This window comes from Parafrankia sp. EAN1pec, assembly GCF_000018005.1.
GTDB classification, from domain to species: domain Bacteria; phylum Actinomycetota; class Actinomycetes; order Frankiales; family Frankiaceae; genus Parafrankia; species Parafrankia soli.
Genome location: NC_009921.1, coordinates 1803729 through 1829135, shown reverse-complemented (window position 1 = coordinate 1829135; position 25407 = coordinate 1803729). Strand labels below are relative to the sequence as shown.

Below are 25407 nucleotides of genomic sequence, written 5' to 3'. Positions count from 1 at the left end.
GTCTCCGTCAACGTTTGAGGTCAAGCCTAGCACAGGCGCCGAGCCGACCCTCCGCGGCACCCTCCGGAAAAACTCGGCATAACTATGGCAAAGGAAACGAGCAGCTCTCCACTGGATTGTCCGAAGAAACGTGTTGGACTGAGAGGACTTGCCGCGATGAGATGGGGACCGTCCCTTCGTTCCGAGATTCCCGACGTAGCGTCGATCGTAGACGCGACAACAGCCGCCCTGATGGAATGTTTTAAAAACGAACTGGTCGGCATCTACCTATCCGGCTCCCTATCCATGGGAGATTTCGACCTGAACAGCAGCGACATTGACTTTGTGGTGGTACTGCGGCGTCCCCTGGGAGATGCCGCGTTCCTTGCCGCGCTACGGGAGACCCACAATCGGCTTAGAACCGATGGCGGCTGGTGGGGGACGCGGTTGGAGGTGGTCTATCTTCCGGTCCATTTCTGCCGTGCTACATCTCTTGAACGAGCGCAACACTGGATGTTAAACACAAGTGGCGAGCTGGTTTTGAGTAAGCCAAGATCGGATTGGATTGTACAAATGTATATTGCTCGGGAGTACGGCCCGCATCTAGCGGGGTCGACGGCAGCCGAGACGATAGCCGAGGTGACCGAGGACCAATTGCGTGCGAGTGTTCACGGGGCGGCGCCCTTTATCCGGCGTCCGGAAGGTGATGTGCAAATTGAGCGCACACTAGCATTACATGTACTCTCTGCTTGCCGACTTCTGTACACGAAGATGCTCGGTACGATCGCGACGAAATCGCAAGCTGCTACATGGGCGGAGAATTTTTTTCATGGAGAATGGAGCGCCGTTATCGGCTCGGCCCTTGCGACCCGTGGCGGCCGACGTCCCGTTCCCTGCGCGTCCGGCTACGCCCTCGTGGAAGAAATCGAATCCTTGCTTGCCAGAGATTAGCAACATCTGTTTGCAAAGCACCGCGCGAATCGGAATCTCCGCTGTCCGCGAAACATGCAGCTCATGTCAGGACTAAACGCGACGACCGCGGGGCTTGGCGCATATCGGAGGAAACCCGGATGGACGTACAACTCGACTGGGCAAAACGCGCCTACAGTGAGGACTACTTCCATTATATTTCGCCTCGCGCTGACGATCGGGAGACGGCGGATATGGTCCGTACTATCGGCGACCTCCTGGAACTGGAACCGGGTGCGCGGATTCTTGATCTGTGCTGCGGCGCGGGCCGGCATACCGTAACCTTGGCGGACCGAGGTTACACCGTAGTTGGTGTTGACCGGAGTTTTGCCGGACTGGAATTGGCGCGTGGCCAGATCACATTGAGAGCCACTTCGGCGCAGGTCGTGTGTGCGGACGTGCGTAATTTACCGTTCGGTAGAAACTTCGACGCGGCCGTCAGCCTGTTTTCTTCTTTCGGTTACCTGCCCTCGGTAGCTGAGGATGCCGCTTTGGTTCGCGAGTTCTGCCGTGTACTTAGGCCCGGCGGCTACTTCCTCCTTGACTTGGTGAATCCCATTCTCCCGATGTTTGGACGGGAATCCCGAGTCTGGCGGCAAGCGCGCGGGCGGTTCGTACTTGAAGAGCGTTCCTATGATCCCGCTTCCGGTATCAGCACGAGTGTGCGCACGGTGATCAGTGACGGTTTCCGCCTTAAGCCGATCGTGACGTACATCAGGATCTACACTCTCGCGGAACTCGCTCGTATTCTCGGCAACGCGGGTCTCTGCATTTCCAAGGTCAGGGGTGACTATCAGGGCGGGCCGTACGACGCTATGACGTCGCCCCGACTGATAGTCCTCGCGGTGCAGCCGTAGCGGGGCGAGCGTTCGTAGTACCGGCCGTTGTCCGAAGACGTGAAAAGGGGCGCCCCGGCGGGGCGCCCCTTTCCGTCCGGAAGGACTACTGCGTGGTGCGTGTGATGTCGCTGAGGTGGCGTCCGTACAGCCGGTAGATACGCGCGTCGAGGACGGTCCGGAAGTCAGCTTCGGTGAGGGTCGGGGGGTCCTCGGTGGTGTCGAGAGTGGGTGTCCATCCGGCCGGGCCATCGATGCCGGGGCGGATCGTTGGTCTGCCTGCGGGGGTTGGGGTGGGGCCGAACGTCAGGATGACGGTGGGGTCGGTCGGCTCGGCGGGTCGGTGGTCGAGGTAGACGACGCTGGGCAGGGTCGCAGTCACGTTGATCAGGTCGTGAAGATCTGCGCCCGGGGTGAGGGTGAGTTCGTACAGGCCGCGTTCGGTCCGGCGTACGGCGACGAAGCGGTGTCCGTCGAAGGGGTTGCGCCATGGGCCATGGTCGGGGGGCTGGATACTCGGCATAGGGTCGCGTCTCCTGTCTGAGGCAGGGATGTGATCCAGGTCCGGAGGCGGTGTGGCATCACCGAATCCGGACCGCTTACGGATCACTGTTGGAGTAGGCCAACTCCAATAGTAGACGCATGTTTGGAGTTGGCCTATACCATCACGCGCGTGACGGATGAAGCACTGTGGACGACCGGTGACATTGCCAAGCGACTCGGTGTCACGAGCGAACGTGCGCGGCAACTGTCCCACCGGCCGGACTTCCCCGCCCCTGTGCAGAGCGTCCGGCACTTCAGGCTGTGGCGCCCGTCCGAGGTTCAGGCATGGATCGACCGGCACCGACCCTCACCTGAGGAAGCTCCCTAGGTGCAGGCATGGGAGTGCCGTGGGCGCTGCTACCCGCCTGGGTAGCAGCGCCCACGGCACGCATCGGGATCAAGTTCTCACTCCTGGCTCCGAGGATGTTCCGTCACCTTTTGTGATCTTGGGGTGCGGGTACCCCGTCGTTCCCGTGCGCGGCGGTAGAACTCCATGGGTGGTGGTGGTAGTTGGTGGGGCAGTTTGATGATCGCGCTGATCACTGAGTGGGTGGTGCCAACACCCCTGGTGAGACGGTGGTCCAGCTCGACCGCGAGCGCGAGCAGGAGACGGCTCTCCATGTGGCGTCGCATCGTCTCGCCACTCACGCGGTAGACGACTCCGGCCTTCTCTCTGCGCTCCGTCTGGTTGAGCAGCAGTTTGTGTCCCCGTGGGACTGGATCAAGGCTGTAGAGGGCTCTGAGCGCGTCGGAGCGTGGCCTTTCGAGTGCGTCGATGGTGGCCACGAGGATGCGCTGTGTCTCGCGTGCCCGCTGGTACAGGTCGCGCGGTTCTCCGGGGCGCATCCGGTCGATGAGTTCCGGCGCGCTGTTGATGATGTCCTCGGGGTGCTGAGCACCCGTAGCCAGAAGATCATCCAGGAGCTTGATCAATCCCGAGGGGTCGCTTCGGGCGTGACGCTTCGACTTCGCCATACATTCCAGGGCGCTCCGGACAGGAGAGGGCAGAGCCCGCCTGCGGAGACCCGCCCCCCTTTCACTCACAGTGAGCGACGTATCCGTGACTAAACACGGTAGGCGATCGTCTAGCTACTGTAAATGAGTTTTCCCGGTTTTCGTCCGTTGTGACATGACGGTGCGTGTTGTTGGACTGTGGTAGTCCGCGCGCTGTTGATCGTTGCCCGGTTGGCGCCCACTCTGCGCCCACTGCGCGCCCGGTCTGCGCCCTGTTGATCGTTGCCCGGTCTGCGCCCACTATCCGCCCGGTATTCGCGCGCTTTCGGATTAAAATTTCCTTTTCTGCGCCCACTTTCTGCACGGACACGGCGGGATTTCTGAGGAAACATGGAACTCGTCCCCAGCCGGGGCGTACGACCCGGCCCCCGGGATTGTCCGGTTCCTCTATCCCTTTCCTGCCCGCTGTGGGGTGCACTGTGCTTCTCCTCGTCCTGCTCGCCCTTCTCCTCTTTCCGCTGTTCAAGTTCCTGGGCCGGATTTTCCTCGCGCTGGGCGGGCTGCTCTTGGTCCTCTCGGTGTTTCAGGTCCTGTCCGAACACGTCAGTGGATACCTGGTCATCGGTCTGATCCTCTGGGCTCTCTACGCCCTGTTCAGCCGATCCGGCAGCCGTCACTAACCAGCGCCTAAAGGTCCCCTCTCCTCCTGTTCCATTTTTCCTTGCGCGAAGGGTGTATTTCCGCATGTCCGAAATTGACCCGTCTTTCGGCCCTCTCACGCTTAGCGACCTGGCGAACCGTGCCGACGTCGCGTGGACCCATCACATGGAGACCTACACGGCGGGAACGGTTTTGCACCGCCTCCACCTGGCCGTGCGGACCGCCGCTGAAACCGCCGCTGATCTCGAACTCCTGGAATCCATCGACATAGTCCAGGACAGGTTGGCGCAGTACCGGAAGACCTCCCGCGACGTCTGGAAGGACACCTACCTGACCTGGGCGGACGCCGCCGGTATCGACGTCTCGCTCGACGAATTCGGTTTCGAGGAGTGACCGGCGAACCCATGTTCCCGGTCAACCCGCTGTCCAACGTTACGGAGCCTTCTGTCATGGATTTCTCGGCCGTGATCCTGATTCTCGTCCTGCTCGGAGTGGCGATTCTCGCGCCACGGCTGCGCGTCGCCCGACTCATCCCGGTGACGTGCATCCTGCTCGGCTACTTCCTCGGAAAGTTCGGGGTCGGTGTCGTCGTGCACGGGGTGTGGGACTTCGTGCAGACGGTGCTGGCGTTCCTTCCGATCCGAGTCGAGAGCACCACATGACCGACGTCCTCATCGGCTTTCTGCTCGTCGACGTCGTACTCGCCAACCTCTGCGCGCTCGTCCTCGCCGTAGAAAGCCTCCTACGGGAGCCGATCTCTACCCGCGACGAGCGAGACACCTACCGCGCGGCCGAGTTCCACAACCCCTCCGACCACTGATGACCGGCGCCCGGAACGGACCGACCGATATCTCAGGTCGCCGTTCCGGGCGCCTTACCCTCCCCGGAGTTCCTTTTCCATGTCGGACAGTGAATCGTCTCCTGAGACGGGCGGATGGGTTCCCGACGTCACGGCCGTACTCGCGGAACTCGACAAGACCAGCCACGCGCAGAGCTACACGATTGACCTTGATCCCGACCCCCCGCCCCCCGGGGCGACGGTGGACCTTCCCGCCGGCGCCACGGCGGACGATGGGCCCCAGCGCCGTGCAATCATTCCGGACGGCCTGCGCTGGCCCCAGCTCCTGGGCACCGTGCGGCACACCGTCGGGTTCTGGGCCTACGTGGCTGCCTACCACTCGGTACGGGCGCCCTGGTACGTCCTGGTGGCGCTCCGGGCCGCTCTGGTGGGTACGGGCAGGCTCGCATCCACCCACGGCCGGTGGATCATGGTCACGGAGGCTCACGACCTCCGCCGTGCCGCAGCGTCCGGGGATGCCTCCACCTGGTTGGCGCTGCACCGCACGGTGCACTCCGCCCGGAAGCGGCGCGCACTCGTGGTCCTCCTCGAAGCGGCCGGATTCGGATACGCGGTGATCGCGCTTCCGTCCGTGTGGGCTGTATTTCCGGTGCTCGCGCGGCTGGTACTCGTGCTGCTAATCATGGCTCCTTTGGTGGCCGCCGGACGGCCTGCGCACGGGAGGCTTATCCCGCCCGCTGTCGTGACGCCACGGTTCCGCCGATTGAGCGCGGATATCGTCCTTCGCGCCTACTACGCCGCGAAACTCGGTGATCCGGAGAAACCAGGCCAACAGATCACGTTCGGGTCGGCTATGGCACGTGAGGGTGACGGCAGCCGTGTGCTCGTCGACCTCCCCTACGGGAAAGGTACATCCGACGCGGTCAAAGCGCACCCGGCAATAGCGTCCGGACTCGACGTCGCCACCAGCCAAGTCTTCATCAGTCGAGATAAGTCCTCGAACCGGCGGCATGTCCTCTGGGTAGCCGACCGTGACCCACTCGCGATTCCGGCCGGACGGACACCCCTCCTCCGGCTGCACGAAACCGACATCTGGAAACCGGCGCCACTCGGCCTCGACGAACGCGGCCGGAAAGTCTGGCTAGAACTTCTGTGGAACAGCATCCTTGTGGGCGCGCAGCCACGGCAGGGGAAATCTTTCACGCTCCGCTCACTCGGCCTCTACGGAGCCGCTGACCCGTACGTGAAACTGTCGATCTTCGACGCTTCCGGTAAACCCGACTGGAGAGCGTTCGCCACCGTAGCCGACCGGTGCGCGTTCGGACTGGCAATCACCCGAGACGGTGATCCCATCGAAATCCTGATCGACACCCTACGAGAAATCAAAAAGGATGTTGAGGAACGGTACATCCATCTTTCCGACCTCCCGCCGTCGGTCGTCCCGGAAGGAAAGCTGACACGGGAGATAGCCCGGAACCCTGCCTACGGCATGCCCGTGCGAATCCTGTTGCTGGACGAGTTCCAAATGTACTTCGCGACCGGGAACACCGACGCGGACAAGGAAATCGCCGAGTTGCTCGTGTATCTGATCCGCGTAGCACCAGCCGCGGGGGTGATTATCGGGAGTGCGACACAGCGACCGTCCGGGATCGGTTCCGGTGGCGACGTCGCGCGCCGGTTCACCGACTACCGAGACAATCACCTTGTTCGTTTCGCGTTGAAAACCGGTAGCTACGTCGTGTCGGATCTGGTGTTGGGGAGTGGAGCCTACTCGGAAGGGCTCGATTCCAGCATGCTTGATCCCGAGTACAAGGGAGTCGGGATACTGCGCGGCGCGCTCGATCACAGTCCGACCGTCCGGACTTATCTCGCGGACGCAGAGGATGCCGCGAAGATTCTCCACGCGGCGCGGGTACGGCGGGAAAGGCTCGGTGCGCTGTCCGGTCAGGCCGCAGGCATACCCTTGCCGTCCCCGGGCATGGTCCGGAACATTCTCGAAGACATGGAGACCGTGTTCTCGGGTGACAGCGCGTTGCATTGGTCGGAAATCGCTGAACGGCTCGCGCGGCGTATTCCTGAGCACTATTCGGACGTCAACGCGGAAACGATCAGCGCGCAGGCTCGTGATCTGAGCGTGCCCAGCGTCAACGTCAAACGAAACGGGGTCGTACTCAAAGGAGCGCGGGTTGATGCCGTCCGGAAAGCAAGGCAGAAGGCGGACGATGCGCGCCGCGTGAGGTAGCGGACGAGCCGCTACCGGTAGCGCCAACGCTACCGGAGTCGCTACCCGCTGCACCCCTCCTGACCAGGCAGGACAGGGCGGGTAGCGGGTAGCGGCCCGCCCCACCAGGCAGGCCGATCCGCCCTGTAGGGGCTGTCCAGGCCCTGCCGTGCCGCTACCGCTACCGCGTGCCCTACCCGACGAGGAAGGCCCGCAGATGGGCGACCAGGAAGACGATCCGCGACGGCCTACGGAGGACGCCCACGGGGATGAGCAAGAGCGGGAATCCCATGAGCGGCCGGAGATATACGGCGTGGCGAGTACCGACGTCGTTTCCTCGACCGACGATTATCCTGTCCCGCGCGGAGAGATCGTCGTGATTCTCTCGGCGCATGAGTTTGGGCTCCCTCACGTGCTCAGGCATTTGGAGGCGGGAAGAATCGTGGTCGTCATTCCGCCCGCCCCGTAAGCCACCTAGCGGCGCGCGGGAGAGGCCGGAATCCCCCTCCCGCGCGCCGCTTCACCGGCGGAAGCAAAACCCATTGCCAAGGTCTACGATTCCGCCCGCACCGCCCGCGCCCGTGAAGCCTGCACCAACCTTGATTCCCCACTGTCCGTTATATCTGGAAAGTTCCAGACCCCAAGAATTCATAATCGCGCGGATCATTCCCCGCTTCTCGTCGAGGTCGCCGCTCGTCCACATGTGGCTGACCGTCTGACCGGTCTCCGCGTAGTCGTACGCATCAGGAACAAGGTCAAAGCTTTCGATCGCGGCCCGTAGTTTCTTGCGGGTGGCAACCAGGACATCAAGCTCGTCATCGTCTTCCGTGACGGAAAGGCGGCTTTGGAGCTTGGCGAGTTCTGCCCGCATTTCGTCAAGTTCGTGAGCGTTCCCCGCTACGCGCTGGAATGCGAGAATAGGGGTCGTGTCGCTGGACAGCATGGATTCGATGACGTCGATGATGGGTTGAGCGTCGCAGCCCGTAAAAATACCGCACGCCTTACGTTGCTTCGCGTGGCCACCACAGCGAAGCTTGGGAGCGCGCGGGTTTCCGGCCGGAGTTCGGCCGCCGTGAACGTGAAGCTTCGCGCCGCACGAGGGGCACCCGAGAATGCCGCTCAGCCAATTAGCGGGCCGCGCCACCGGGCGGCCACCCTTGTTTCCCCGCGTATCCGTCATGTTCGCGTCAAGGACGTTGTTCGCGCGCCACCACAACGGCGACTCGACCACCGGGGCAACTTCATGAGCCCACGTTTCGGTCACACCTTCATGCGTGTACCGGCATTCCTCAACACCGGTGTGGTTTGCCGCGAATCGAACAAGGTTCTTGATCGATCCCGGATACAGATCGTAGACCCGACCAATAGATTTCAGGGATTCACGGTTGGCGACACGCTCGTAAATGTCCCTGACGGACTCCGGGTCTGCGCAGTACGCTTGCTTTGCGTAGCGTTCCCCTTTGGTCGCCCAGAACGACGGAAGCGGACCGTGGTGCGCGCCGTTCGCGATAATCAGGGAAATTCCGCGATACGTGGTCGCCTTGACCGTCTTGGACTTCTCGGCATTCGCGTGCTGAGCAACGAGAGTGACGATACGACCGGCGAAATCAGTCTTGCCGAACTGAGGTTCGGCAATCGAGATGATGTCGCCACCGGCAGACCGAATACCGAGCAAGATCTCCGCTTGCGCATCCAAATCGTCACGGCGGTCAAGTCGCGACGACTCGGTAACCATAAGAGTCGTGTAATCCCGACGCTGAATATCAGCGATCGCCTCACGCAAGGCCGGTTCCTGCGCCCCGTGGCTAGCCGAGTACCCGTGAAGCGTGAACCACTTGACGATCGTGATTCCGCGCTGAGCAGCTTCCTCGGTAAGGATCTTGACCTGCGACGTCTCGTCTTGGCTACCCGTGGAAACCCGAACAAATCCGGCGCCTAGCTCGCCCACTGTCCCATCCTCGCTGCCAGTGCTGATCACGACCTACGCCGTGCACACTACCCGACAGCATACGACCCGATCGTGCTCGCGCACGCCCGGGCGCTGCTCACCAGCAGCCCCGAGGGCCGCACGGCCTACGTGCACGGCGATGTCCGCCAGCCGGCCGAGATCCTCGCCAAGGCCGCCGAGACCCTCGACTTCACCCAGCCGATCGCCCTGATGCTCATCGCGGTCATGCACTGCATTCCCGACGAGGACGATCCGTACGCCATCGTGCGCACCCTGACGGATGCGATGCCCCCCGGCAGCTACTTCGTCCTCACCCATCCGATCCCCGCGACCGACGCACCGTCCGGCGACGTACCGGCCGAGGATCTGGCGGCGGCGTACGCCCTGATGCGGGAGGCGTCCACCGGCAGTTTCCACGCGCGGACAGCGGATCAGATCACCCGGTTCTTCGACGGCTGGGAGCTCCTCGACCCCGGCGTCGTCCTCGCGACGCAGTGGCGGGCGGACGAGCCCGAATCCACCGTGATCCGGGTCGGCATCGGCCACAGGACGGCCTGACACGCTCGTCGACCGAGACACAGCCGCGCCGGATTCACGCGGCCCGACGCGACCGACAGCCCGACGTGCCCTACAGCCCGATGTACCCAACAGACAGACGCGCCGCCGCCCGTACGTGACGATACGGGCGTGCTGCGCGCAATCCTGCTCGACTTCTACGGCACCGTCGTGACCGAAGACGACTACACCATCGAGATCGTCTGCGAACAGGTCCGTGTCACCGCCACCGGACGACCTGACCTGACCGCCGCGGAGGTCGGCGCCTACTGGCGACAGGTGTTCCAGGAGGAGACGGGCAGAAGCATCGCGGAGGCGTTCCGCACCCAGCGGGACATCACCCTTTCGTCGCTGGCCCGCGCACTACGACGCTTCGGCTCCACCGCCGACCCGTACATGCTGTGCACGCCACAGTTCGACCTCTGGCGCCAGCCGAAACTCTGCGCCGACAGCAGGGCCTTCCTGGACGCGCTCGACCTGCCGGTATGCGTCGTGTCCAACATCGACCGGGCGGATCTGCGCACCGCGATCGACCATCACCAGCTGCCACTGGACCTGCTGGTCACCAGCGAGGACGCCCGCTGCTACAAACCGCACCCGGCCATCTTCCAGACCGCGACGCGACTACTCGGGCTGCCCCCCGACGCCGTGCTCCACATCGGCGACTCGCTGACCTCCGACGTCGCCGGCGCCCACGCGCTGGGCATCCCCACCATCTGGGTCAACCGGTCAGGACGGCCCCGCCCCGCCGACCTGACCTCGATCGCGGAGGTCGGTGCCCTCACCGAAGCGCTCCCGCTGCTGCAGCAGGCGCGCCGGTAGCGCGCGCCGCGGCGACAATGGGCCCAGGGAAGGCAATGGGCCCAGGGAAATGGGCCCGAGGAATGCGGAAGGGTGGTCATTTCATGGTCGGCACACACCTGGTCATGGGAGCGAGCGGTTTCCTCGGTTCGCACGTCACACGGCAGCTCGCGGAGCGCGGCGACGACGTCCGCGTGTGGATTCGCCGATCCAGCTCCACGCGGGCTTTCGACGACTTACCGGTGCAACGTTGCTATGGCGAGCTGGTCGACGACGCGGCGATCCGCGAGGCGATGCACGGCGTCGACACCGTGTACTACTGCATTGTCGACACCCGGGCCTGGCTGCGTGATCCGGCGCCGCTGTTCGCGACGAACGTCGACGGCCTGCGGCACGCACTGGACGCGGCGCTCGAAGCCCAGGTGCGGCGCTTCGTGTTCTGCAGCACCGTCGGCACGATCGGCCTCTCGCCGGACGGCCGCCCGGCCGACGAGAGCGTTCCGCACACCTGGGAGCACCTGGGTGGGCCGTACATCCAGACGCGCGTCGCCGCCGAGAACCTCGTCCTGCGCTACTGCCGTGAGCACGGGCTGCCGGGGATCGTCATGTGCGTGTCGACGACCTACGGAGCGCCCGACCACGGCTCCCCGCACGGCCGCATGGTGTCCGACGCCGCGAAGGGCAGGCTGCCGTTCTACTTCGGCAATGCGGCGATGGAGGTCGTCGGCATCTCCGACGCCGCCCGCGCGTTCCTGCTGGCCGCGGAGAAGGGCCGCGTCGGCGAGCGGTACATCATCAGCGAGCGTTACATGACCTGGAAGGAACTGGTCACGACGGCGGCCGACGCCGGCGGCGCGAAGCCGCCGCGCGTGGGGATCCCGCTCCCCGTGATGAAGGCCGTCGGTCGCCTCGGTGACGTGGCGGGGCGCGTACTGCGCCGCGACGTCGTGATGAACAGCGTCAGCACCCGGCTCATGCACTTCATGCCGCCGCTCGACCACAGTAAAGCCACCCGGGAACTCGGCTGGGATCCGTCCCCGACACCGGATGCCGTCCGCGCGGCCGCGAAGTTCTACCTCGAGCAACAGCACCAGACCGGCCGCTGACGGTAGGGGGTCGGCCCCGGTCTGGCGCGTTCCGGGAGCGAAGGCGAGGCTGCGGGTGCAGCCCCGTCCAAAGCGGGCTGCGGGAACCTGGGTCCGCCCGCCACGGCCACGGGACGGAGTTGTCCCGGGCGCCCGTCGTCATGCTGTGGCTCGGCACCGATGAGTTCCGTACGCCGGGTCGGTCCAACCAGAGCACACACCGGGGTGGATGGCACGGCCGCGAGCGAGGCGGAGTGGGACGTCCACGACATGGCTGAGGAGAGTTCAGGATGCGCACACTGATCGTGACCGCTTTTGTGTCCGTCGACGGAGTCATGGAAGCGCCGGGCGGGGAGGCGGAGTACCGCAACACCGGCTGGACCTTCAAGGACATCGACTTCGACCCCGCCGCCTACGAGATCAAGGGCCGGGAGCAGGAGGAGACCACGGCACTGCTCCTGGGGCGGACCAGCTACGAGGCCTTCGCTCCGGTCTGGCCGACGATGGACGACTTCGCCGGCTACAACGCGATGCCGCGGTACGTCGTGTCCAGCACGCTCACCGAGGACGACTCGCGGTGGCCGGCGACGATCCTGCGTTCCGTCGACGACGTCGCGAAGCTGAAGGAGACCGAGGGCGGCCCGATCGCGGTGCACGGCAGCGCGACGCTGGGAAAGAGCCTCGCCGACGCCGGGCTGGTCGACCGTTACCACCTGCTGGTGTTCCCGGTGCTGCTCGGCGCGGGAAAGCGGCTGTTCAGCGAGGCCGACAAGGACAAGACCATGCTGAAACTGGTCGAATGCGACGCCTACCCGAACGGTGTCCAGAAGCAGGTGTTCGAGGTCGTCCGCTGACCCGGCGCCCACCGGCGGCGGGCGGGCCTCAGCGGCGGAACAGGCCGACCTCCTGGATGGCGGAGGCGACGAGCAGGCCGTCCCGGGTGAAGAACATGCCCCGGGAGAGGCCTCTCCCGCTGTCGGCGCTCGGACTGTCCTGCGCGAACAGCAGCCAGTCGTCCGCTCGGAACGGCCGGTGGAACCACATCGCGTGGTCGAGGGAGACGATGTCGAGCCGCCCCGGCAGGCCGTTGTAGGGCAGGCTCGCAGTGCTGGCCAGGGTCAGGTCGGAGAGGTACGTCAGCGCGCAGACGTGCAGCAGCGGATCGTCCGGCAGCACCTGGTCGACCCGTACCCAGACGCTCTGCCGTGGCATCCCGTCGACCGATCCTGCCGCGGCGGCAGCCTGCCGGGCTTCGGCGCCCCCGAGAGGGCCCGTCGTCGAGCGGACGTCGATCAGCAGGAACGGCCGATACTCGGGGGCCTCCTCGATCGGCCCCCACCACCGGGGCAACGTCTCCGGCCCGGGTACGTCCGGAGCACGCAGCCGGTGCGTCTCGTCGGCTTCGCGCGGTCGCTGGAACGACGCGGACATCGAGAAGATGGTCTCCCCGTCCTGCACCGCGCTGACGCGGCGCGTCGTGAACGACCGACCGTCCCGGATGCGCTCGACGAGGTACACGATCGGTGCGTCGGTGCGGCCGGGGCGGAGGAAATAGCCGTGCAGCGAATGCATCCGCCGGTCGGGCTCGACAGTCCGACCGGCGGCCACCTGGGCCTGCGCCGCGACCTGCCCGCCGAACGCGCGCATCGGCGCGCCGTCATGGCACAGACCACGGAAGATGTCGCGGTCCACGGACTCCAACATCAGCAGGTCCGCGAAGTCGGGCTTGCGTTCGGTCATCGACGTCCGCCGCCAGACACCAGGTCGGACGTCGCACACCGGCGCGGCGCGCGGCTCGCCGGCGTCACGGCGGTGCGCCGCTCGACGGCCGGGTTCGCGGGCAGGGCTGCCACCAGCCGAAACGGCGGGATCAGGGACACCGTGCGAGGCTACGCCGTGCTCCGTGCCGCCTGCCGCCTGATTTCACCCCAGGCCCGGGGCCGACAGGAGCCGATGGCCGGACGGTCAGTCGCCCGCGGCCGGCTCGGGGGAACCCCCGAAAATGCTGTCGCAGAGGAGTAGGTAGAACCGGTCGGGCCGGGGAACGTGATCGATTTTCTCCAGCTCGCTCGTGTGGTCACCTTCGGTCTCCATCGCGAACTTACCGTAGCCAAGCACCCGGCCGTTGGGATCCAGGGTGTACGAGATGTCCGTGATCTTCGACAGCGGGATGCTCTGGACCCTCAAGGAGATGATCCCGGACACTTTGATCATCCGCGAGCTCGTGATCAGCAGGCTGGTGCGGTGCCAGTCGAGCAGGCGCCACAGCAGTCGTACGACCGCGGCCAGCGCGACCCACCACAGCAACGTGAGCAGGAAACCGGCACCCGTGCCATGGGCCCTCGAGTAGATGGAGAGGGCCAGGACACCGACGAGGATGGCCGCCGTGCCGAGAACCAACCGGGCAATTACTACCCAGTGCAGTCGAATCTGAACAATTGTCTGCTCGTCCGTAGCCAGGTATCTATAGTTCCGCACGCCGACCCCCCGGGTTTCCCTCGACGTACGGTCGCATGTTTAGCTGCGCGGCAACCCTGACAAGGATCGGTTTTCAGTTCGACTTCTTCACCAGTCCCCAGAAGATCGGCGTTGGCCGCCGAAAATCGTCGGCGCGCGGCGTCTATCAGGGGCACCCGCCGGCTGATACCGAGCCCGCCTCACGCCGACGGGCCCTCCCCCGCCCGCTGCCTGCTTGACGCAGGCAGAGGCGGAGGGAGGGCCGTTGGTCAGCGCGGTCTCAATCATCCACGCGATTTTCAGTCGGCGACGGTCGTACCACCCACAGTCGCCCCGCCAACCGCGGTACCGCCGCCGCCATCGGCGACGGTCGTACCGCCCACGGTCGGCCCACCTACCGCGGTACCGGCGCCACCAGCCACCGTCGTACCACCCACGGTCGGCCCACCAACCGCCGTACCACCGCCACCGGCACCACCAGCGACGGTCGTACCACCCACGGTCGGCCCACCTACCGCGGTACCGGCGCCACCAGCCACCGTCGTACCACCCACGGTCGGCCCACCAACCGCCGTACCACCGCCACCGGCACCACCAGCGACGGTCGTACCACCCACGGTCGGCCCACCTACCGCGGTACCGGCGCCACCAGCCACCGTCGTACCACCCACGGTCGGCCCACCAACCGCCGTACCACCGCCACCGGCACCACCAGCGACGGTCGTACCACCCACGGTCGGCCCACCTACCGCGGTACCGGCGCCACCAGCCACCGTCGTACCACCCACGGTCGGCCCACCAACCGCGGTACCGGCGCCACCAGCCACCGTCGTACCACCCACGGTCGGCCCACCAACCGCGGTACCGGCGCCACCAGCCACCGTCGTACCACCCACGGTCGGCCCACCAACCGCTATGCCACCGATCCCGATGCCGCTGCCCCGACCGGCGACGGTCGTGCCGCCCACAGTGGGCCCGCCAACCGCGACGCCACGACCCCTGGCCACGGTCGTACCGCCCACAGTCGGCCCACCAACCGCTATGCCACCGATCCCGATGCCGCTGCCCCGACCGGCGACGGTCGTGCCGCCCACAGTGGGCCCGCCAACCGCGACGCCACGACCCCTGGCCACGGTCGTACCGCCCACAGTCGGCCCACCAACCGCGGTACCGGCGCCGCCAGCGACGGTCGTACCGCCCACGGTCGGCCCACCAACTGCCGTACCACCGCCACCGCCAGCGACGGTCGTACCACCCACGGTCGGCCCACCAACTGCCGTACCACCGCCACCGCCAGCGACGGTCGTACCACCCACGGTCGGCCCACCAACCGCCGTACCACCGCCACCGCCAGCGACGGTCGTACCACCCACGGTCGGCCCACCAACCGCCGTACCACCGCCACCGCCAGCGACGGTCGTACCACCCACGGTCGGCCCACCAACCGCCGTACCACCGCCACCGCCAGCGACGGTCGTACCACCCACGGTCGGCCCACCTACCGCGGTACCGGCGCCACCAGCGACGGTCGTACCACCCACGGTCGGCCCACCAACCGCCGTACCACCGCCACCGGCACCGCCAGCGACGGTCGTACCGCCCACGGTCGGCCCACCTACCGCGGTACCGGCGCCACCAGCCACCGTCGTACCACCCACGGTCGGCCCACCAACCGCCGTACCACCGCCACCGGCACCATCAGCGACGGTCGTACCGCCCACGGTCGGCCCGCCAACCGCCGTGCCGCCGCCATCTGCAACGGTCGTACCACCCACGGTCGGCCCGCCAACCGCGGTCTGAGCAGAGGCGGGCGCTGCGAAGGCGAAGGTCACAGCCGCCGGAACCGTGGCTAGCATTGCATAAACGCGGCTCTTGTTGAGAGTCATGACACTCCTCTGCTCATTTTCTGGCAGGGCCGTCGAGGTAACTGCGCTACTAGGCTCGGACCGCTCAACGGCGACCTGCACTCAACCATCAGATGGAGGACGGGCGATGCATGGCCCGGCCGCCAGTATCCCCGCCAGATGCAGAAAGAATGTCGATGGAATGAGAAAAGATCTATCGAATATCATCCTGGCCATCCACCGCACCAGCCCTCGGTGCGGCCAAAAGCGCCGCCGGGTCGCATCTTTCGCCTGGCCTGCACGGCAGGCTGGTGGATTATCCGGAGCCGCGTTCCGCCGGTTGGTTGTGTCGCCGTGGCGTGACGATCCTGGTGGCTGTCGCGCGGAGGCGCCGGTCCGGGGCCGGTGTCCTCGGGTCGCCGGGGCAGGGTGTCTGTAGGCCCTACCCGAGGCTGGACAGGGCCCGCACCGGACGGCGACTACCCACCCCGGAGTAGTGAGCGGGTGGGTGCGGCACAGCGGTCCGGGCGCGGCGGTCGAGGCCGCTGCGAGACCCAGACCGGGACTAATGATCATAAGGTGGCCCTCGAGTCACCAGCACCGTCCGCACCCGCTCGACATCGGAGTGTCGCAGCCACAGGACGGGTACACACAAAGCCTACGGACATGCAGCGGAGGGGGCGGACGAGCGTGATGGGATACAGGCGGCGGACCGCGATTCCACGATGGCAGCCGGCCTTCCGTGCGGGCCCCGATGAGGTCGGAGCTCCAGCCGGAGCCGCCCGGGCTGGTGTGACCGCCACGGCCGCCCTCATGCTGTTGCTCGCCGCCCCGGCCTCCGTCCAGATCGCCGACGCCCCGTCAGACGGCTCAATGCCTGGGACCGCGTGCGTGACGAGGATGACCCCGACGGACCCACCGAGGTTCATCCAGTCCGGCCCCGGGTGTGGGCGCAGCTGAACCACGAGTCGATGTCGACCAGGAAGAATCCGTTCGGTTCGGGACTCTTACCCAACCAGCTTGCCGCCGATCAGTCCGGAATCTGCCCTGGGCACTGTTCCCGGCCGCCGGTGGCGAGTTGCGTACAGATAGGCGGATTCACTGAATGGCGCCAGTATGAACGCCGCCGAGTTCGCGAACACCTGCAAGGTCGGCTGCCCCCGACCACATGCGCCCTGGATTTCCCGGGGAGCCGGTCGGGCCTTCACCGTCGTGGGGAGATCAATGCGGAGCGCGGGGTCAGCTGAGCAGGAAATCGAGGATGGGCTGGGTCTGCCCGGTGATGCTGTGTGCCACGCCGGGGAGAACTGTGGCGATGGCGTGCGGGATGGCGCGAGTCACTCGCTGGGCGGTCTCACGGGAGTCGAGCATCGCGTCGCGCTCGCCGACGATCACGAGCGTCGGCATGGTCAGGTGACGCAGGGCGTCGTCGGAGAACAGGGGCAGGCGCTCGGTGCGGGGCCTGAAATGGCGGTGGGTCAATACCATGTAGTCGAGGAACTCCTGGGTACGCGACGCGTCCAGGCCGCTGGCGGTCTGGATCGCCGTGAAGTCGAAGCCGGCTACCGTTTGCAGCGTCTTTCGCAGGCCCCACTCCCCGAAGGGGCGGAGCATGATCGCCTTGGGCAACCAGCCCACCTTCTGCCTGCCGAGGCCCCCCGGGCACAGGGCGACCAGACGTTCCACCCGGTCCGGCCGTCGCGTCGCGTAGTCCAGCGCCAGCCACCCGCCGAGCGACGCTCCGACGACGGCTGTACGTGTGATCCCCAGCGCCCCGAGCACGTCGTCCAGCCACAGCGCACAGGCCTCCGAACTCAGCGGGGGACGTCTGGGCTCGCTCAGGCCCGGCTCGCCGATCAGGTCGACCGCGTGGACGCGGAAGTGCTCCGCCCATGCCGGGACGTCACTCATCCACATTGCCGCGTTGGTGCCCGAGCCGTGCAGCAGCAGAAGGGGCGGCGAGTTCGGAGCGCCGGACGCCACGACGAATGTCTCCCCTTCTCGCGTCGGGAGGCACAGGTGCTCGGCCGGCACCGGCCAGCCGCTGAGGATCTCGGCGTAGCGCCGCCGGACCTCGTTCCCGCCCGCCTCGGTCCGGTAGATGGCACTCATGACTCGAGTACTGCCTTGACGTGTTCCAGCAGCCACACGGTGTCGTCGATCTCAGCCAAAATGATGATCTTCATACGTGCCCGTTCCTCGTCGTAGACCGTCTCGATCCGCACGGGTGCGTCGCGCCGATGGGCGGTCGCGGCGGTGATCAGGGTGCTCACCCGGCTCGCCGTGTCGGGGCTGACCGCCTCGACCTCGACGATGCTCGACACCTCGACGTGCCGCTCGCGTGCGACCGTCTCCCGGGCGGGTGGCGACAGCGAACGGCCGGTGAAGACCTCGAGGTCCTCATGCGCGATCCGGTACTGCTTGCCGATCCGCACCGCCTTCAGCTGCCCGCCACGCACGTATCCGCGCACCGTCCGCACGTGCAGGCCCAGCAGGTCGGCAACTTGATCAACCGAGTAGAGACGTTCCACAAACGCAGCTTAACACGCCTCACTATAGGGTTCTTTAGGTAAAGATCAGGAATGTTGGATCGTCATGCGTCGGCATGCACAAGCGGGCGACGGCGGGGTACGAGCGTGGCGATGGCCAGGGCGAGCAGAGCCGCGCCGATGGTCCGCATGAGGCTGTTGAGGCTGTTGGCGGCGCCGGTCTCGGAGATCGGAACCGCCGCCATGATGAGCGCCGGCATGGCGCCGTAGGCGAGCCCGATCCCGGCGCCGATGACGCTGGTGACCATCATGAGCTGCCAGATGGCGGACATCAGCCCGATGCCCAGCGCATAGCCGGCGGCGATCACGACGGCTCCGGCCATCAGGGTCGTCTTCGGTCCCCTGGCGGCGGAGATACGCGCGGACAGCGGTGAGACGGCCATCATCACCAGGCCCGTGGGGGTCAGGACCAGGCCGGTGACCAGAAGCGACTTCCCCAGCCCGTAGCCGGTGGCGGCGGGCAGCTGCAGTATCTGGGGCTGCACCAGCCGGACCGGCATCGTGGCGACACCGAACATGACCGAGGCGAGGTTGGTGACCAGCACCTGACGTCGCGCGCTGGTGCGCAGGTCCACCAGCGGCTGCCGCGCGCGCAGCTCCCAGCGCCCCCACGCCAGCAGGACCGCGACGCCTGCGACGAACAGGCCGAGGGTGCGGCCGCTGGCCCAGCCCCAGTCGGCCCCCTGGGAGATCGCCAGCAGCAGGCACACGAGCACGGCCGACAACCCTGCCGCACCGACCAGGTCGACGCGCCCGCCGGTGCGGGCTCGGGATTCCGGCACCAGCCGCAGCACGAGTGCCGTGGCGACGACGCCCAGCCCCGCCGAGATCCAGAACAGCAGGTGCCAGTCGGTGTGGTCGGCGATCAGGGCCGCCGCGGGCAGGCCCAGGGCGCCGCCAACACCGAGCGAGGAGCTCATCGTCGCGGTCGCCGAACCGAGGCGCTCGGGCGGCAGCTCGTCGCGCATGATGCTGATCCCCAGCGGGATGACACCGGCTGACAGACCCTGCAGTGTCCGCCCGATGACCAGGGGGGTCAGGGTGGTGGACAGGCCGGCGGCGGCCGAGCCGACCACCAACAGGCCGAGGCTGGCCAGCAGCATGCGCCGCTTGCCGTACATGTCCCCGAGCCGGCCCGCCACCGGAGTGGCGATGGCGGAGGCGAGCAGCGTCGCGGTGATCGCCCAAGCCGTCCCGGACGCCGACGCGTGCACCAGCCCGGGCAGCTCGGGGAGCAGCGGGATCACCAGGCTCTGCATCGACGCGACCACGATCCCGGCGAACGCCAGAACCGCCACGACGGCACCCGCCCGCGGTGCCGTGACGGCGTCGGCGTCGGCGTCGGCGTCGGCGTCGGCGTCACTGGCAGGATCGGCGTCACTGGCAAGATCGGCGGGTCCGGCAAGGGGGTGGGACACAGACGAGCCTCCGACCGGGAGAGCAGCGCAAGATCAGTTAATTCATGCGATTTACCGGATTAAATCAGATGACTAAATTTGCAGACAGAAGCGACAAATCGATCATGTGACGACGGCCGGTTCACGGGAGGTACCGACGATGACGGGTAAGGCGGTGCGGCCGGAGCGGGGCAGCGCAACACGCGAGTTGATCCTGAACACGGCGGAACGGCTGTTTGCCGAGCGCGGAGTGCACGCGGTATCCAACCGCCAGGTCAGCGAGGCCGCAGGGCAGAGTAACAACGCCGTGGTCAGCTACCACTTCGGCACGAAGGCCGACCTGGTGCGCGCGATCGCGCGCCGGCACGCCGACCAGATGGAGCAGGTACGGGTGACCCTGGTTGCCGAAGCCGCCGGCTCCGCCGACCTCCGCGGCTGGGTGGCCTGCCTGGTTCGCCCGTTCACCGAGCACCTGGCCGCCCTGGGCAGCCCCACCTGGTACGCGCGATTCCGTGCCCAGGTCGTGAGCGACCCCGCCCTCCACGGGATCGCTGTCGAGGAATCACTCAGATCCGCCTCGCTGCGCCTGCTTCTGGCCGGCCTGAACCAGTGCCTCCCCGACCTACCGGCTGACATCCGCACCGTTCGGTGGGTCATGGCACGTCATCTGATCGCGCACATGTGCGTCGAACGTGAACGCGCCCTCGCCGAGGGCACCCCGACCCTCGAGCCGAGCTGGGACGCCCTCGCCGCCAGCCTGATCGACGCGCTCGTCGGGCTGTGGCAGGCCCCGGTGACTCCGGCCCCGCCAAAGGAAAACGCAGCCGGCAAGACAAAGCGGTAGTGACGGCCGGCACACTGAACTGCCGCCGGGAACGAAGTCAGGTGGCCACGATCGTTGCCGCGAGTGCCGCCCGATGGTCCTTGGACCACGGTGCTCCCCACACAGCCCGCGAGCCGTGAAGGACCTCCTTCGCTCGCTCACCCAGGATGCGGACCGCTTCGGCCTCGACGTCCTTGGCGGTATAAAGGTGGACCGCCCAACCACGGTCGCGAGCGAGTTCGGCCAGCACCTGGCAGTACATCACCGAGTCGGCGCGGCTCTCGTACGGCACACGACGTTGAGTGGCGATGTCTCGCGGGAAGTCGGCCGGCCAGGCCCGCAGCGACATCGAGACGATCGGCTCGGACAACCCGGCCGCGAGCTCGTCCAGTGCGACCGAGGTTGCCCGGACCACCGAGGCCCGAACGTCCGCCACCAGCACCGCGAGGGCATCGTCGTCCAGCGGGTCCGCCGACCGGTGGAGCAGGTGCGGGCCGCCCTCGTGGTGGATCGGCGCCGTCGGCAGGCCGGGCTCGATCAACTCGATCCTCCGGCGGTCCACGACCTTGTGGTCCGACTCAGCCGTGACGGCCACAGCCCAGCCGAAGTGATGAGCGATACCGAGACGCATTCCACGGATTGTGACTGACCCTCCAGCTTCTCGACAACGAGGCCGACCGGGCGGCGCGCCCCCGAACCGACCGCCAGCAAGGGCGCCCGGCGTCGAGCAGGGTCTCCAGGATCGGTCGGGGGATGCCGCCGTCCTCGCGTTCCAGCGCCTGCTCACGGGTCAGCTCATCCACGGGAATCTCGACGCCGACGAGTCCGCGAGCGTAGCCTCCCGCCAGGATTCCGTCGCCGCCGGACGCGCGCTCGGCGTCATTTGAGAAACTCAGGCCAGGACCCGGGACTTCGCCTGCTGGAAATCCTCCTCGCTGATCTCGCCATTCCTCCGGAGAGCGACCAGCTTCGCCATTTCGTCGGCGACCCCCTGAGACTGCACCGCGGACGGCCGAAATGCCTCGTGCAAGGCTTGCTGCCGTCGTGCGTCCTCAAACGCCCGCTCACCCATCGAGTCGCCACGGAATATGGTGTACGCCAGAACACCCAGAAGCGGAAGGATGATGACGGCCGTCAACCAACCGGCCTTCCCCCAGCCAGAGAGGTCGCGACTGCGAAAGACATCCGATACAACGATGAAGAGCACGTACAGCCAGAGGAGAAACCCGAAGAACAGCAGCATCGTCCAGAAGGCCGACAGAAGTGGGTAATCCATGAGGAGCCCCCTTACGTACGTCAACAGCAATTTGTCAACGACGTCTCGTTGGAGACCTACCTGAACCTCGCGCAACCACACGGTTTGCTCGTCGGCCTGCCGTGCTGATCCTGATCCGTCCGGACCGCACGGCCTCGGCGAGCGCCGCGAAATCACGTTCGTTCTGGTCCGCATAGGCCTCGGCGAACCGGACGATCGCCCGGTCGAAGGCGTCTCCGGCGCCGAGGTAGGCCCCGATCGCCACGCGGTCACCTGAGCGGGCGTGGGCCCGGGCGAGGGTCGCCCCGCACAGCCGCGCGAACAGGGCGAGGCCGTCGGGGTCCATGCGTTCGGGGAGCGCGATGCCCTTCCAGTCCTGCAACTGGCGGATGTAGAAGTCGCGGCACTGCCCGTCGATGCCGTCCACCCGCTGCCAGCCGAGGAAGATGTCCCCGGCGGCCTGCATCAGACGTTGCCCGGCGACGACCCGTTCCCCCTGGTTGCCGTACCGGCTGCCGGGCAGATGATCCGCCAGGACCGACGCCTGCGCCTCCTTGACCTGCAACAGCAGCGGGTCGTCACGGTCACGGCCGAGCAGCAGCGCCACCCAGCAGCGGGTACCCACGCTGCCGACGCCGACGACCTTGCGCGCGACGTCGACGAGCCGGTACTGGGCGAGCAGCGAACGCCGGTCATCCGCCAGGGTGGCGCCGTACCGGTCGATGACGGTCGTGAGCTGACCTGTCAACAGGTCGTGCTCGGCTCCGCGGAGCAGCTCGCGGACCGGGACGAGCAGCGGCGGGTCGGAGACGAAACGAGGCTGGCCCTCGGTCACCTCGGTCAGCCGAGCGAACGCCCGCAGCCGGTCACGGGACCGGGCACTGATCGTCGCGCGGGACAGACGCCTGGAGTACCGCCGACCCAGCACGCCCGCGAGACGGGCACGAAGCTGATCCACGTCGACGTGGGCGTACCAGACATCGAGGTTGGTCATGGCCGCGAACCGGCGCATCCAGGCCCGGTACGCACCGATCGCCGCGATGACGGCCGCCTGTCGCCGCGCCGGCGCGAACCCGTTGCCGCGGCCGGCGATGACCAGGCTCGCGGCCAGCCGTTTCACGTCCCACTCCCACGGGCCGGGAAGTGTCTCGTCGAAGTCGTTGATGTCGAACACCAGGTGGCGCTCGGGGGACGCGAGCAGACGGAAGTTGAGCAGGTGCGCGTCGCCGCAGAGCTGGACGTCGATCCCCGAGACCGGCGTGCCGGCGAGATCCGCCGCCATGACCGCGGCAGCACCGCGAAAGAACCGGAACGGAGACTCCAGCATGCGCTGATAGCGCAGCGGGACGAGCTCAGGCAGCCGCGTCCCCGACTGCCGTTCGAGCAGGTCGACCGGATCGACCCGGCCCGACGCCGGCGCATACTCGCCATGGATCCCGCGCGGCGCGCGCGTCCTCGTGCTCTTTCCCCAGGCCGCACGTTCGGTCGGCGTGAGCCGTTCAGACCTCTCGGACAGCCGTGGCCGCGAACCTGCCACGACCGGCGGCGAGCTGACGACAGCTGCCATGCTCTACCTCACACCGTATCGGCGGGCCGGTCGGAGGCGACGTCGGCGGCGGAGCCCGCGTCGAGGGTCGTGCCGGTGCTCGCCCGACCGTAGTCCCGACCGGCCCGGACCGCTCTACCAGGTTCCCGCTACGCCGGGTTCTCGTTCAGGATCTCGCCCAGTCCGAGCGCGCGCAGGACATTCCCCGCTGCCGACACGACCCGGGCACTTCCGACGATCGGTGCGATGGCGGTGGTCACACCCTGCGCGTCGGCGGCGGTGAGGCCTGCCTCCTGGGCAGCGGCGAGATTCATCAGGTAGGAGGCGGGCGCCGAGTCCAGGGCGATAAGCGCCGCCAAGCGCACGAGATGGTAGGTGCGCTCGTCCAGGCCTGACCGCTCGAGTGTGTCCAAGTGCATCTGCACGATCTCTTCGAAAACCGGCGCATCGCCCTGCGCGATCGCGCCGAGCGTCCGCTCAGGAGCCTGTGTCGCCATTTCTCTCTCCTTTGTTCTGACCGATTTCATCTCAACGATATTTTCCTACGGATTGGCTGCCCGGGACCGGCAAGCCGCAAACATGCAACGCCGACAGATCAAGGCGACGAAGCCGGATTTCGACATTTTTCCAGAATTTCGCGGCGCCACATCCCCGGCTCGCCTGCAGCCAGATTTCTGCTTCACTCCTCTCCGGGAAGGGCGCGGCGCGGGACCGTGATAGCGGCCTCGCAGGCAAAAGCGGGAGGAACTGCGCCATGGTCGAAAATGCTGGCCGCGACGTCGACGGCCCCGCGCGTTCGGACGGCGGGCGTCCCCTGTCCGTCGGGGAGCGTGCGGAGTACGAGCGGCTGCGCAGCGCGGCAACGGTGCGGCACGACCGGCTACGGACCGTCGGGGCGTCCATCCTGCTTCTGGTAGCCGCTCTGCTGGCGCCACTCGGCGTGGTTGCCGCCTGGGCAGACACGACGGTCTCCGACACTGACCGGTACGTGGAAACCGTCGCCCCGCTTGCCACCGATCCCGCGGTGCAGAACATGGTGATCGACCGTCTGACCAACCGGGTCGTCAGTAACGTCAACGCCGATCAGGTCGCCGCGTCGCTCGCCGACGCCGTCGCAAAAACCGGTGCTCCCCCCATTGTCGTGGACCACACCGACGCGCTGGCCAGCGCACTCAAGGCCGCTCTGACCAGCGCGGTTCATCAGGTGGTTCAGGGGGTGGTCACCAGTGACCAGTTCCCCCAGGTATGGGAAAATGCGAACCGCCGGGCACACGCTGCAGTGGTGAAGGTCCTCACCGGTGAGGGCGGTCGCGCGGTCCAGGCGAAGGACGACACGATCGTGTTGGACATCGGCCCGATCGTCGACAGTGTGCAGAATCGGCTGGTCGACGCCGGCTTCGAGAAGGCCGGCAAGATTCCCGACGTCGACCGGCAGATCGTGCTGCTGCAGACCGACAAACTGACCAGGGCTCAGGATGTCATGCGTCTGCTCGGCATCCTCGGTCTCTGGCTGCCGGTTGCCGTTGTGGCACTCGCCGCGCTGGGCGTGTGGCTGGCGCCCTCGCACCGCGCCGGGCTCATGGCCGCGGGCATCGGGATCGGCGTGATGATGGTCGTGCTGCTCGTGGGGCTGGCTGTCACACGCCAGATCTATCTGGACTCCGTCCCGCCCGATACCCAGCCTCGGGATGCGGCAGCAGCCATCTACGACACTCTCGTCCGTTTCCTGCGGAACAGCGCGCTCACCGGGCTGACCATAGCCGTCATCATCGTGGTCGCCGGATATCTCTACGGGCCGGGACGCGGCGCACGCGCCATCCGCTCCGGTGCCGCCCACGCCACCGGCGCCACCGGTCGGGCCATAGCCCGCGTGGGTCTGCGCACCGGCGGCCCGGGACGCTTGTTGGACAGGCACCGCCGCCTCACCAGCGGGATCGTCATCGGGGCAGGGGCTCTGGCCCTGGCGTTGTGGAACTCTCCGACCCCGTCATCGGTCGCCCTCGTCCTGCTGATAGTCGTCGTCGCCCTGGCCGCGCTAAGTGTCGTTGCCGCCGCCGCCACACCGAGCCCCGACGGCAGGCCCTCCGATGGCGCCGCGGCGCCGCCGGCCGCTCCGATCGGGCAGACGAAGCCCTGAGAACGATGACCGGGCCGGCTGTCGACCCACGCCGAGGCCGCACGGGCGG

25 protein-coding genes are annotated in these 25407 nt (G+C 66.8%); 13 read left to right on the top strand and 12 right to left on the bottom strand.

Annotation, left to right across the window (positions count from 1 at the left end; all coding sequences use genetic code 11):
- The first annotated feature begins 156 nt into the window (after positions 1–156).
- Both FRANEAN1_RS38315 and FRANEAN1_RS38310 read left to right on the top strand, forming a co-directional pair.
- Positions 157–930 carry a nucleotidyltransferase domain-containing protein gene (locus FRANEAN1_RS38315; protein WP_198145473.1) on the top strand — a complete coding sequence of 258 codons (774 nt, stop codon included), beginning with the start codon at positions 157–159 and terminating at the stop codon, positions 928–930.
- A gap of 119 nt (positions 931–1049) precedes the next feature.
- A complete protein-coding gene (locus FRANEAN1_RS38310) occupies positions 1050–1805 on the top strand; it encodes a class I SAM-dependent methyltransferase (RefSeq protein ID WP_020459139.1) in 756 nt (251 codons plus the stop codon).
- 85 nt (positions 1806–1890) lie between these two features.
- Here the strand turns inward: FRANEAN1_RS38310 and FRANEAN1_RS07430 are convergent, their stop codons facing one another.
- Together FRANEAN1_RS07430 and FRANEAN1_RS07425 are read right to left on the bottom strand one after the other, a co-directional pair.
- Positions 1891–2307: a hypothetical protein gene (locus FRANEAN1_RS07430; RefSeq protein WP_020459138.1), complete on the bottom strand. Its 417-nt coding sequence runs from the start codon at positions 2305–2307 to the stop codon at positions 1891–1893.
- A 425-nt stretch (positions 2308–2732) separates the two neighbouring features.
- Positions 2733–3260: a hypothetical protein gene (locus FRANEAN1_RS07425; protein WP_041253801.1), complete on the bottom strand. Its 528-nt coding sequence runs from the start codon at positions 3258–3260 to the stop codon at positions 2733–2735.
- Positions 3261–3760: 500 nt separating this feature from the next.
- On the opposite strand from FRANEAN1_RS07425, the gene FRANEAN1_RS07420 reads away from it, so the two are divergent.
- The 5 genes from FRANEAN1_RS07420 to FRANEAN1_RS07405 all read left to right on the top strand — a co-directional run bounded on the left by FRANEAN1_RS07420 (position 3761) and on the right by FRANEAN1_RS07405 (position 6982).
- A complete protein-coding gene (locus FRANEAN1_RS07420; RefSeq protein WP_041253800.1) occupies positions 3761–3961 on the top strand; it encodes a hypothetical protein in 201 nt (66 codons plus the stop codon).
- Positions 3962–4106: 145 nt separating this feature from the next.
- Positions 4107–4334 carry a hypothetical protein gene (locus tag FRANEAN1_RS07415; RefSeq protein WP_347177021.1) on the top strand — a complete coding sequence of 76 codons (228 nt, stop codon included), beginning with the start codon at positions 4107–4109 and terminating at the stop codon, positions 4332–4334.
- A gap of 56 nt (positions 4335–4390) precedes the next feature.
- The gene (locus tag FRANEAN1_RS07410) at positions 4391–4603 is read left to right on the top strand and encodes a hypothetical protein (protein WP_041255633.1); all 213 of its coding nucleotides are present in this window, start codon (positions 4391–4393) and stop codon (positions 4601–4603) included.
- The gene (locus tag FRANEAN1_RS40750; protein WP_157472434.1) at positions 4600–4761 is read left to right on the top strand and encodes a hypothetical protein; all 162 of its coding nucleotides are present in this window, start codon (positions 4600–4602) and stop codon (positions 4759–4761) included. The genes FRANEAN1_RS07410 and FRANEAN1_RS40750 overlap by 4 nt, the downstream gene beginning before the upstream one ends.
- Before the next feature lie 79 nt (positions 4762–4840).
- Positions 4841–6982, top strand: coding sequence for a cell division protein FtsK (locus FRANEAN1_RS07405; protein WP_020459133.1), 2142 nt, complete (start codon positions 4841–4843; stop codon positions 6980–6982).
- Between the two features lie 499 nt (positions 6983–7481).
- On the opposite strand, the gene FRANEAN1_RS07395 is transcribed toward FRANEAN1_RS07405, so the two are convergent.
- Entirely contained in the window at positions 7482–8939 is a 1458-nt protein-coding gene (locus FRANEAN1_RS07395; RefSeq protein ID WP_157472432.1) for a recombinase family protein, read from the bottom strand.
- Positions 8940–8981: 42 nt separating this feature from the next.
- Between FRANEAN1_RS07395 and FRANEAN1_RS07390 the strand changes: the two genes are divergently transcribed.
- The 4 genes from FRANEAN1_RS07390 (at position 8982) to FRANEAN1_RS07375 (ending at position 12204) form a co-directional block, all read left to right on the top strand.
- Positions 8982–9467, top strand: coding sequence for an SAM-dependent methyltransferase (locus tag FRANEAN1_RS07390; RefSeq protein WP_020459130.1), 486 nt, complete (start codon positions 8982–8984; stop codon positions 9465–9467).
- Positions 9468–9596: 129 nt separating this feature from the next.
- On the top strand, positions 9597–10286 hold the full coding sequence (locus FRANEAN1_RS07385; RefSeq protein ID WP_020459129.1) for an HAD family hydrolase: 690 nt from the start codon (positions 9597–9599) through the stop codon (positions 10284–10286).
- 83 nt (positions 10287–10369) lie between these two features.
- The gene (locus FRANEAN1_RS07380) at positions 10370–11371 is read left to right on the top strand and encodes an NAD-dependent epimerase/dehydratase family protein (protein WP_041253797.1); all 1002 of its coding nucleotides are present in this window, start codon (positions 10370–10372) and stop codon (positions 11369–11371) included.
- 269 nt (positions 11372–11640) lie between these two features.
- Entirely contained in the window at positions 11641–12204 is a 564-nt protein-coding gene (locus FRANEAN1_RS07375; protein ID WP_020459127.1) for a dihydrofolate reductase family protein, read from the top strand.
- A 28-nt stretch (positions 12205–12232) separates the two neighbouring features.
- On the opposite strand, the gene FRANEAN1_RS07370 is transcribed toward FRANEAN1_RS07375, so the two are convergent.
- From FRANEAN1_RS07370 to FRANEAN1_RS07350, 5 genes are all read right to left on the bottom strand, one after another.
- Complete coding sequence (locus FRANEAN1_RS07370) at positions 12233–13090, bottom strand: acyl-CoA thioesterase domain-containing protein (RefSeq protein ID WP_020459126.1); 858 nt, start codon at positions 13088–13090, stop codon at positions 12233–12235.
- Positions 13091–13315: 225 nt separating this feature from the next.
- Positions 13316–13828: a PH domain-containing protein gene (locus tag FRANEAN1_RS07365; protein ID WP_020459125.1), complete on the bottom strand. Its 513-nt coding sequence runs from the start codon at positions 13826–13828 to the stop codon at positions 13316–13318.
- A 3062-nt stretch (positions 13829–16890) separates the two neighbouring features.
- Positions 16891–17763: an alpha/beta hydrolase gene (locus tag FRANEAN1_RS07360; protein ID WP_020459123.1), complete on the bottom strand. Its 873-nt coding sequence runs from the start codon at positions 17761–17763 to the stop codon at positions 16891–16893.
- On the bottom strand, positions 17760–18182 hold the full coding sequence (locus FRANEAN1_RS07355; protein WP_020459122.1) for a helix-turn-helix domain-containing protein: 423 nt from the start codon (positions 18180–18182) through the stop codon (positions 17760–17762). Before FRANEAN1_RS07355 ends, FRANEAN1_RS07360 begins: the two co-directional genes overlap by 4 nt.
- A gap of 62 nt (positions 18183–18244) precedes the next feature.
- Entirely contained in the window at positions 18245–19498 is a 1254-nt protein-coding gene (locus FRANEAN1_RS07350) for an MFS transporter (RefSeq protein WP_049795909.1), read from the bottom strand.
- 259 nt (positions 19499–19757) lie between these two features.
- Here FRANEAN1_RS07350 and FRANEAN1_RS07345 point away from each other — a divergent pair, with 259 nt between their 5' ends.
- On the top strand, positions 19758–20441 hold the full coding sequence (locus FRANEAN1_RS07345) for a TetR/AcrR family transcriptional regulator (protein WP_020459120.1): 684 nt from the start codon (positions 19758–19760) through the stop codon (positions 20439–20441).
- Positions 20442–20478: 37 nt separating this feature from the next.
- On the opposite strand, the gene FRANEAN1_RS07340 is transcribed toward FRANEAN1_RS07345, so the two are convergent.
- The 4 genes from FRANEAN1_RS07340 to FRANEAN1_RS07325 form a co-directional block, all read right to left on the bottom strand.
- Positions 20479–20961, bottom strand: coding sequence for a hypothetical protein (locus FRANEAN1_RS07340; RefSeq protein WP_347177020.1), 483 nt, complete (start codon positions 20959–20961; stop codon positions 20479–20481).
- Positions 20962–21312: 351 nt separating this feature from the next.
- Positions 21313–21696 carry an SHOCT domain-containing protein gene (locus tag FRANEAN1_RS07335; RefSeq protein ID WP_020459118.1) on the bottom strand — a complete coding sequence of 128 codons (384 nt, stop codon included), beginning with the start codon at positions 21694–21696 and terminating at the stop codon, positions 21313–21315.
- Positions 21697–21730: 34 nt separating this feature from the next.
- On the bottom strand, positions 21731–23242 hold the full coding sequence (locus FRANEAN1_RS07330) for a DUF2252 domain-containing protein (protein WP_020459117.1): 1512 nt from the start codon (positions 23240–23242) through the stop codon (positions 21731–21733).
- Between the two features lie 128 nt (positions 23243–23370).
- A complete protein-coding gene (locus FRANEAN1_RS07325; protein ID WP_020459116.1) occupies positions 23371–23718 on the bottom strand; it encodes a carboxymuconolactone decarboxylase family protein in 348 nt (115 codons plus the stop codon).
- Between the two features lie 257 nt (positions 23719–23975).
- Here FRANEAN1_RS07325 and FRANEAN1_RS07320 point away from each other — a divergent pair, with 257 nt between their 5' ends.
- Positions 23976–25358 carry a hypothetical protein gene (locus FRANEAN1_RS07320; RefSeq protein WP_020459115.1) on the top strand — a complete coding sequence of 461 codons (1383 nt, stop codon included), beginning with the start codon at positions 23976–23978 and terminating at the stop codon, positions 25356–25358.
- Positions 25359–25407 lie beyond the last annotated feature (49 nt).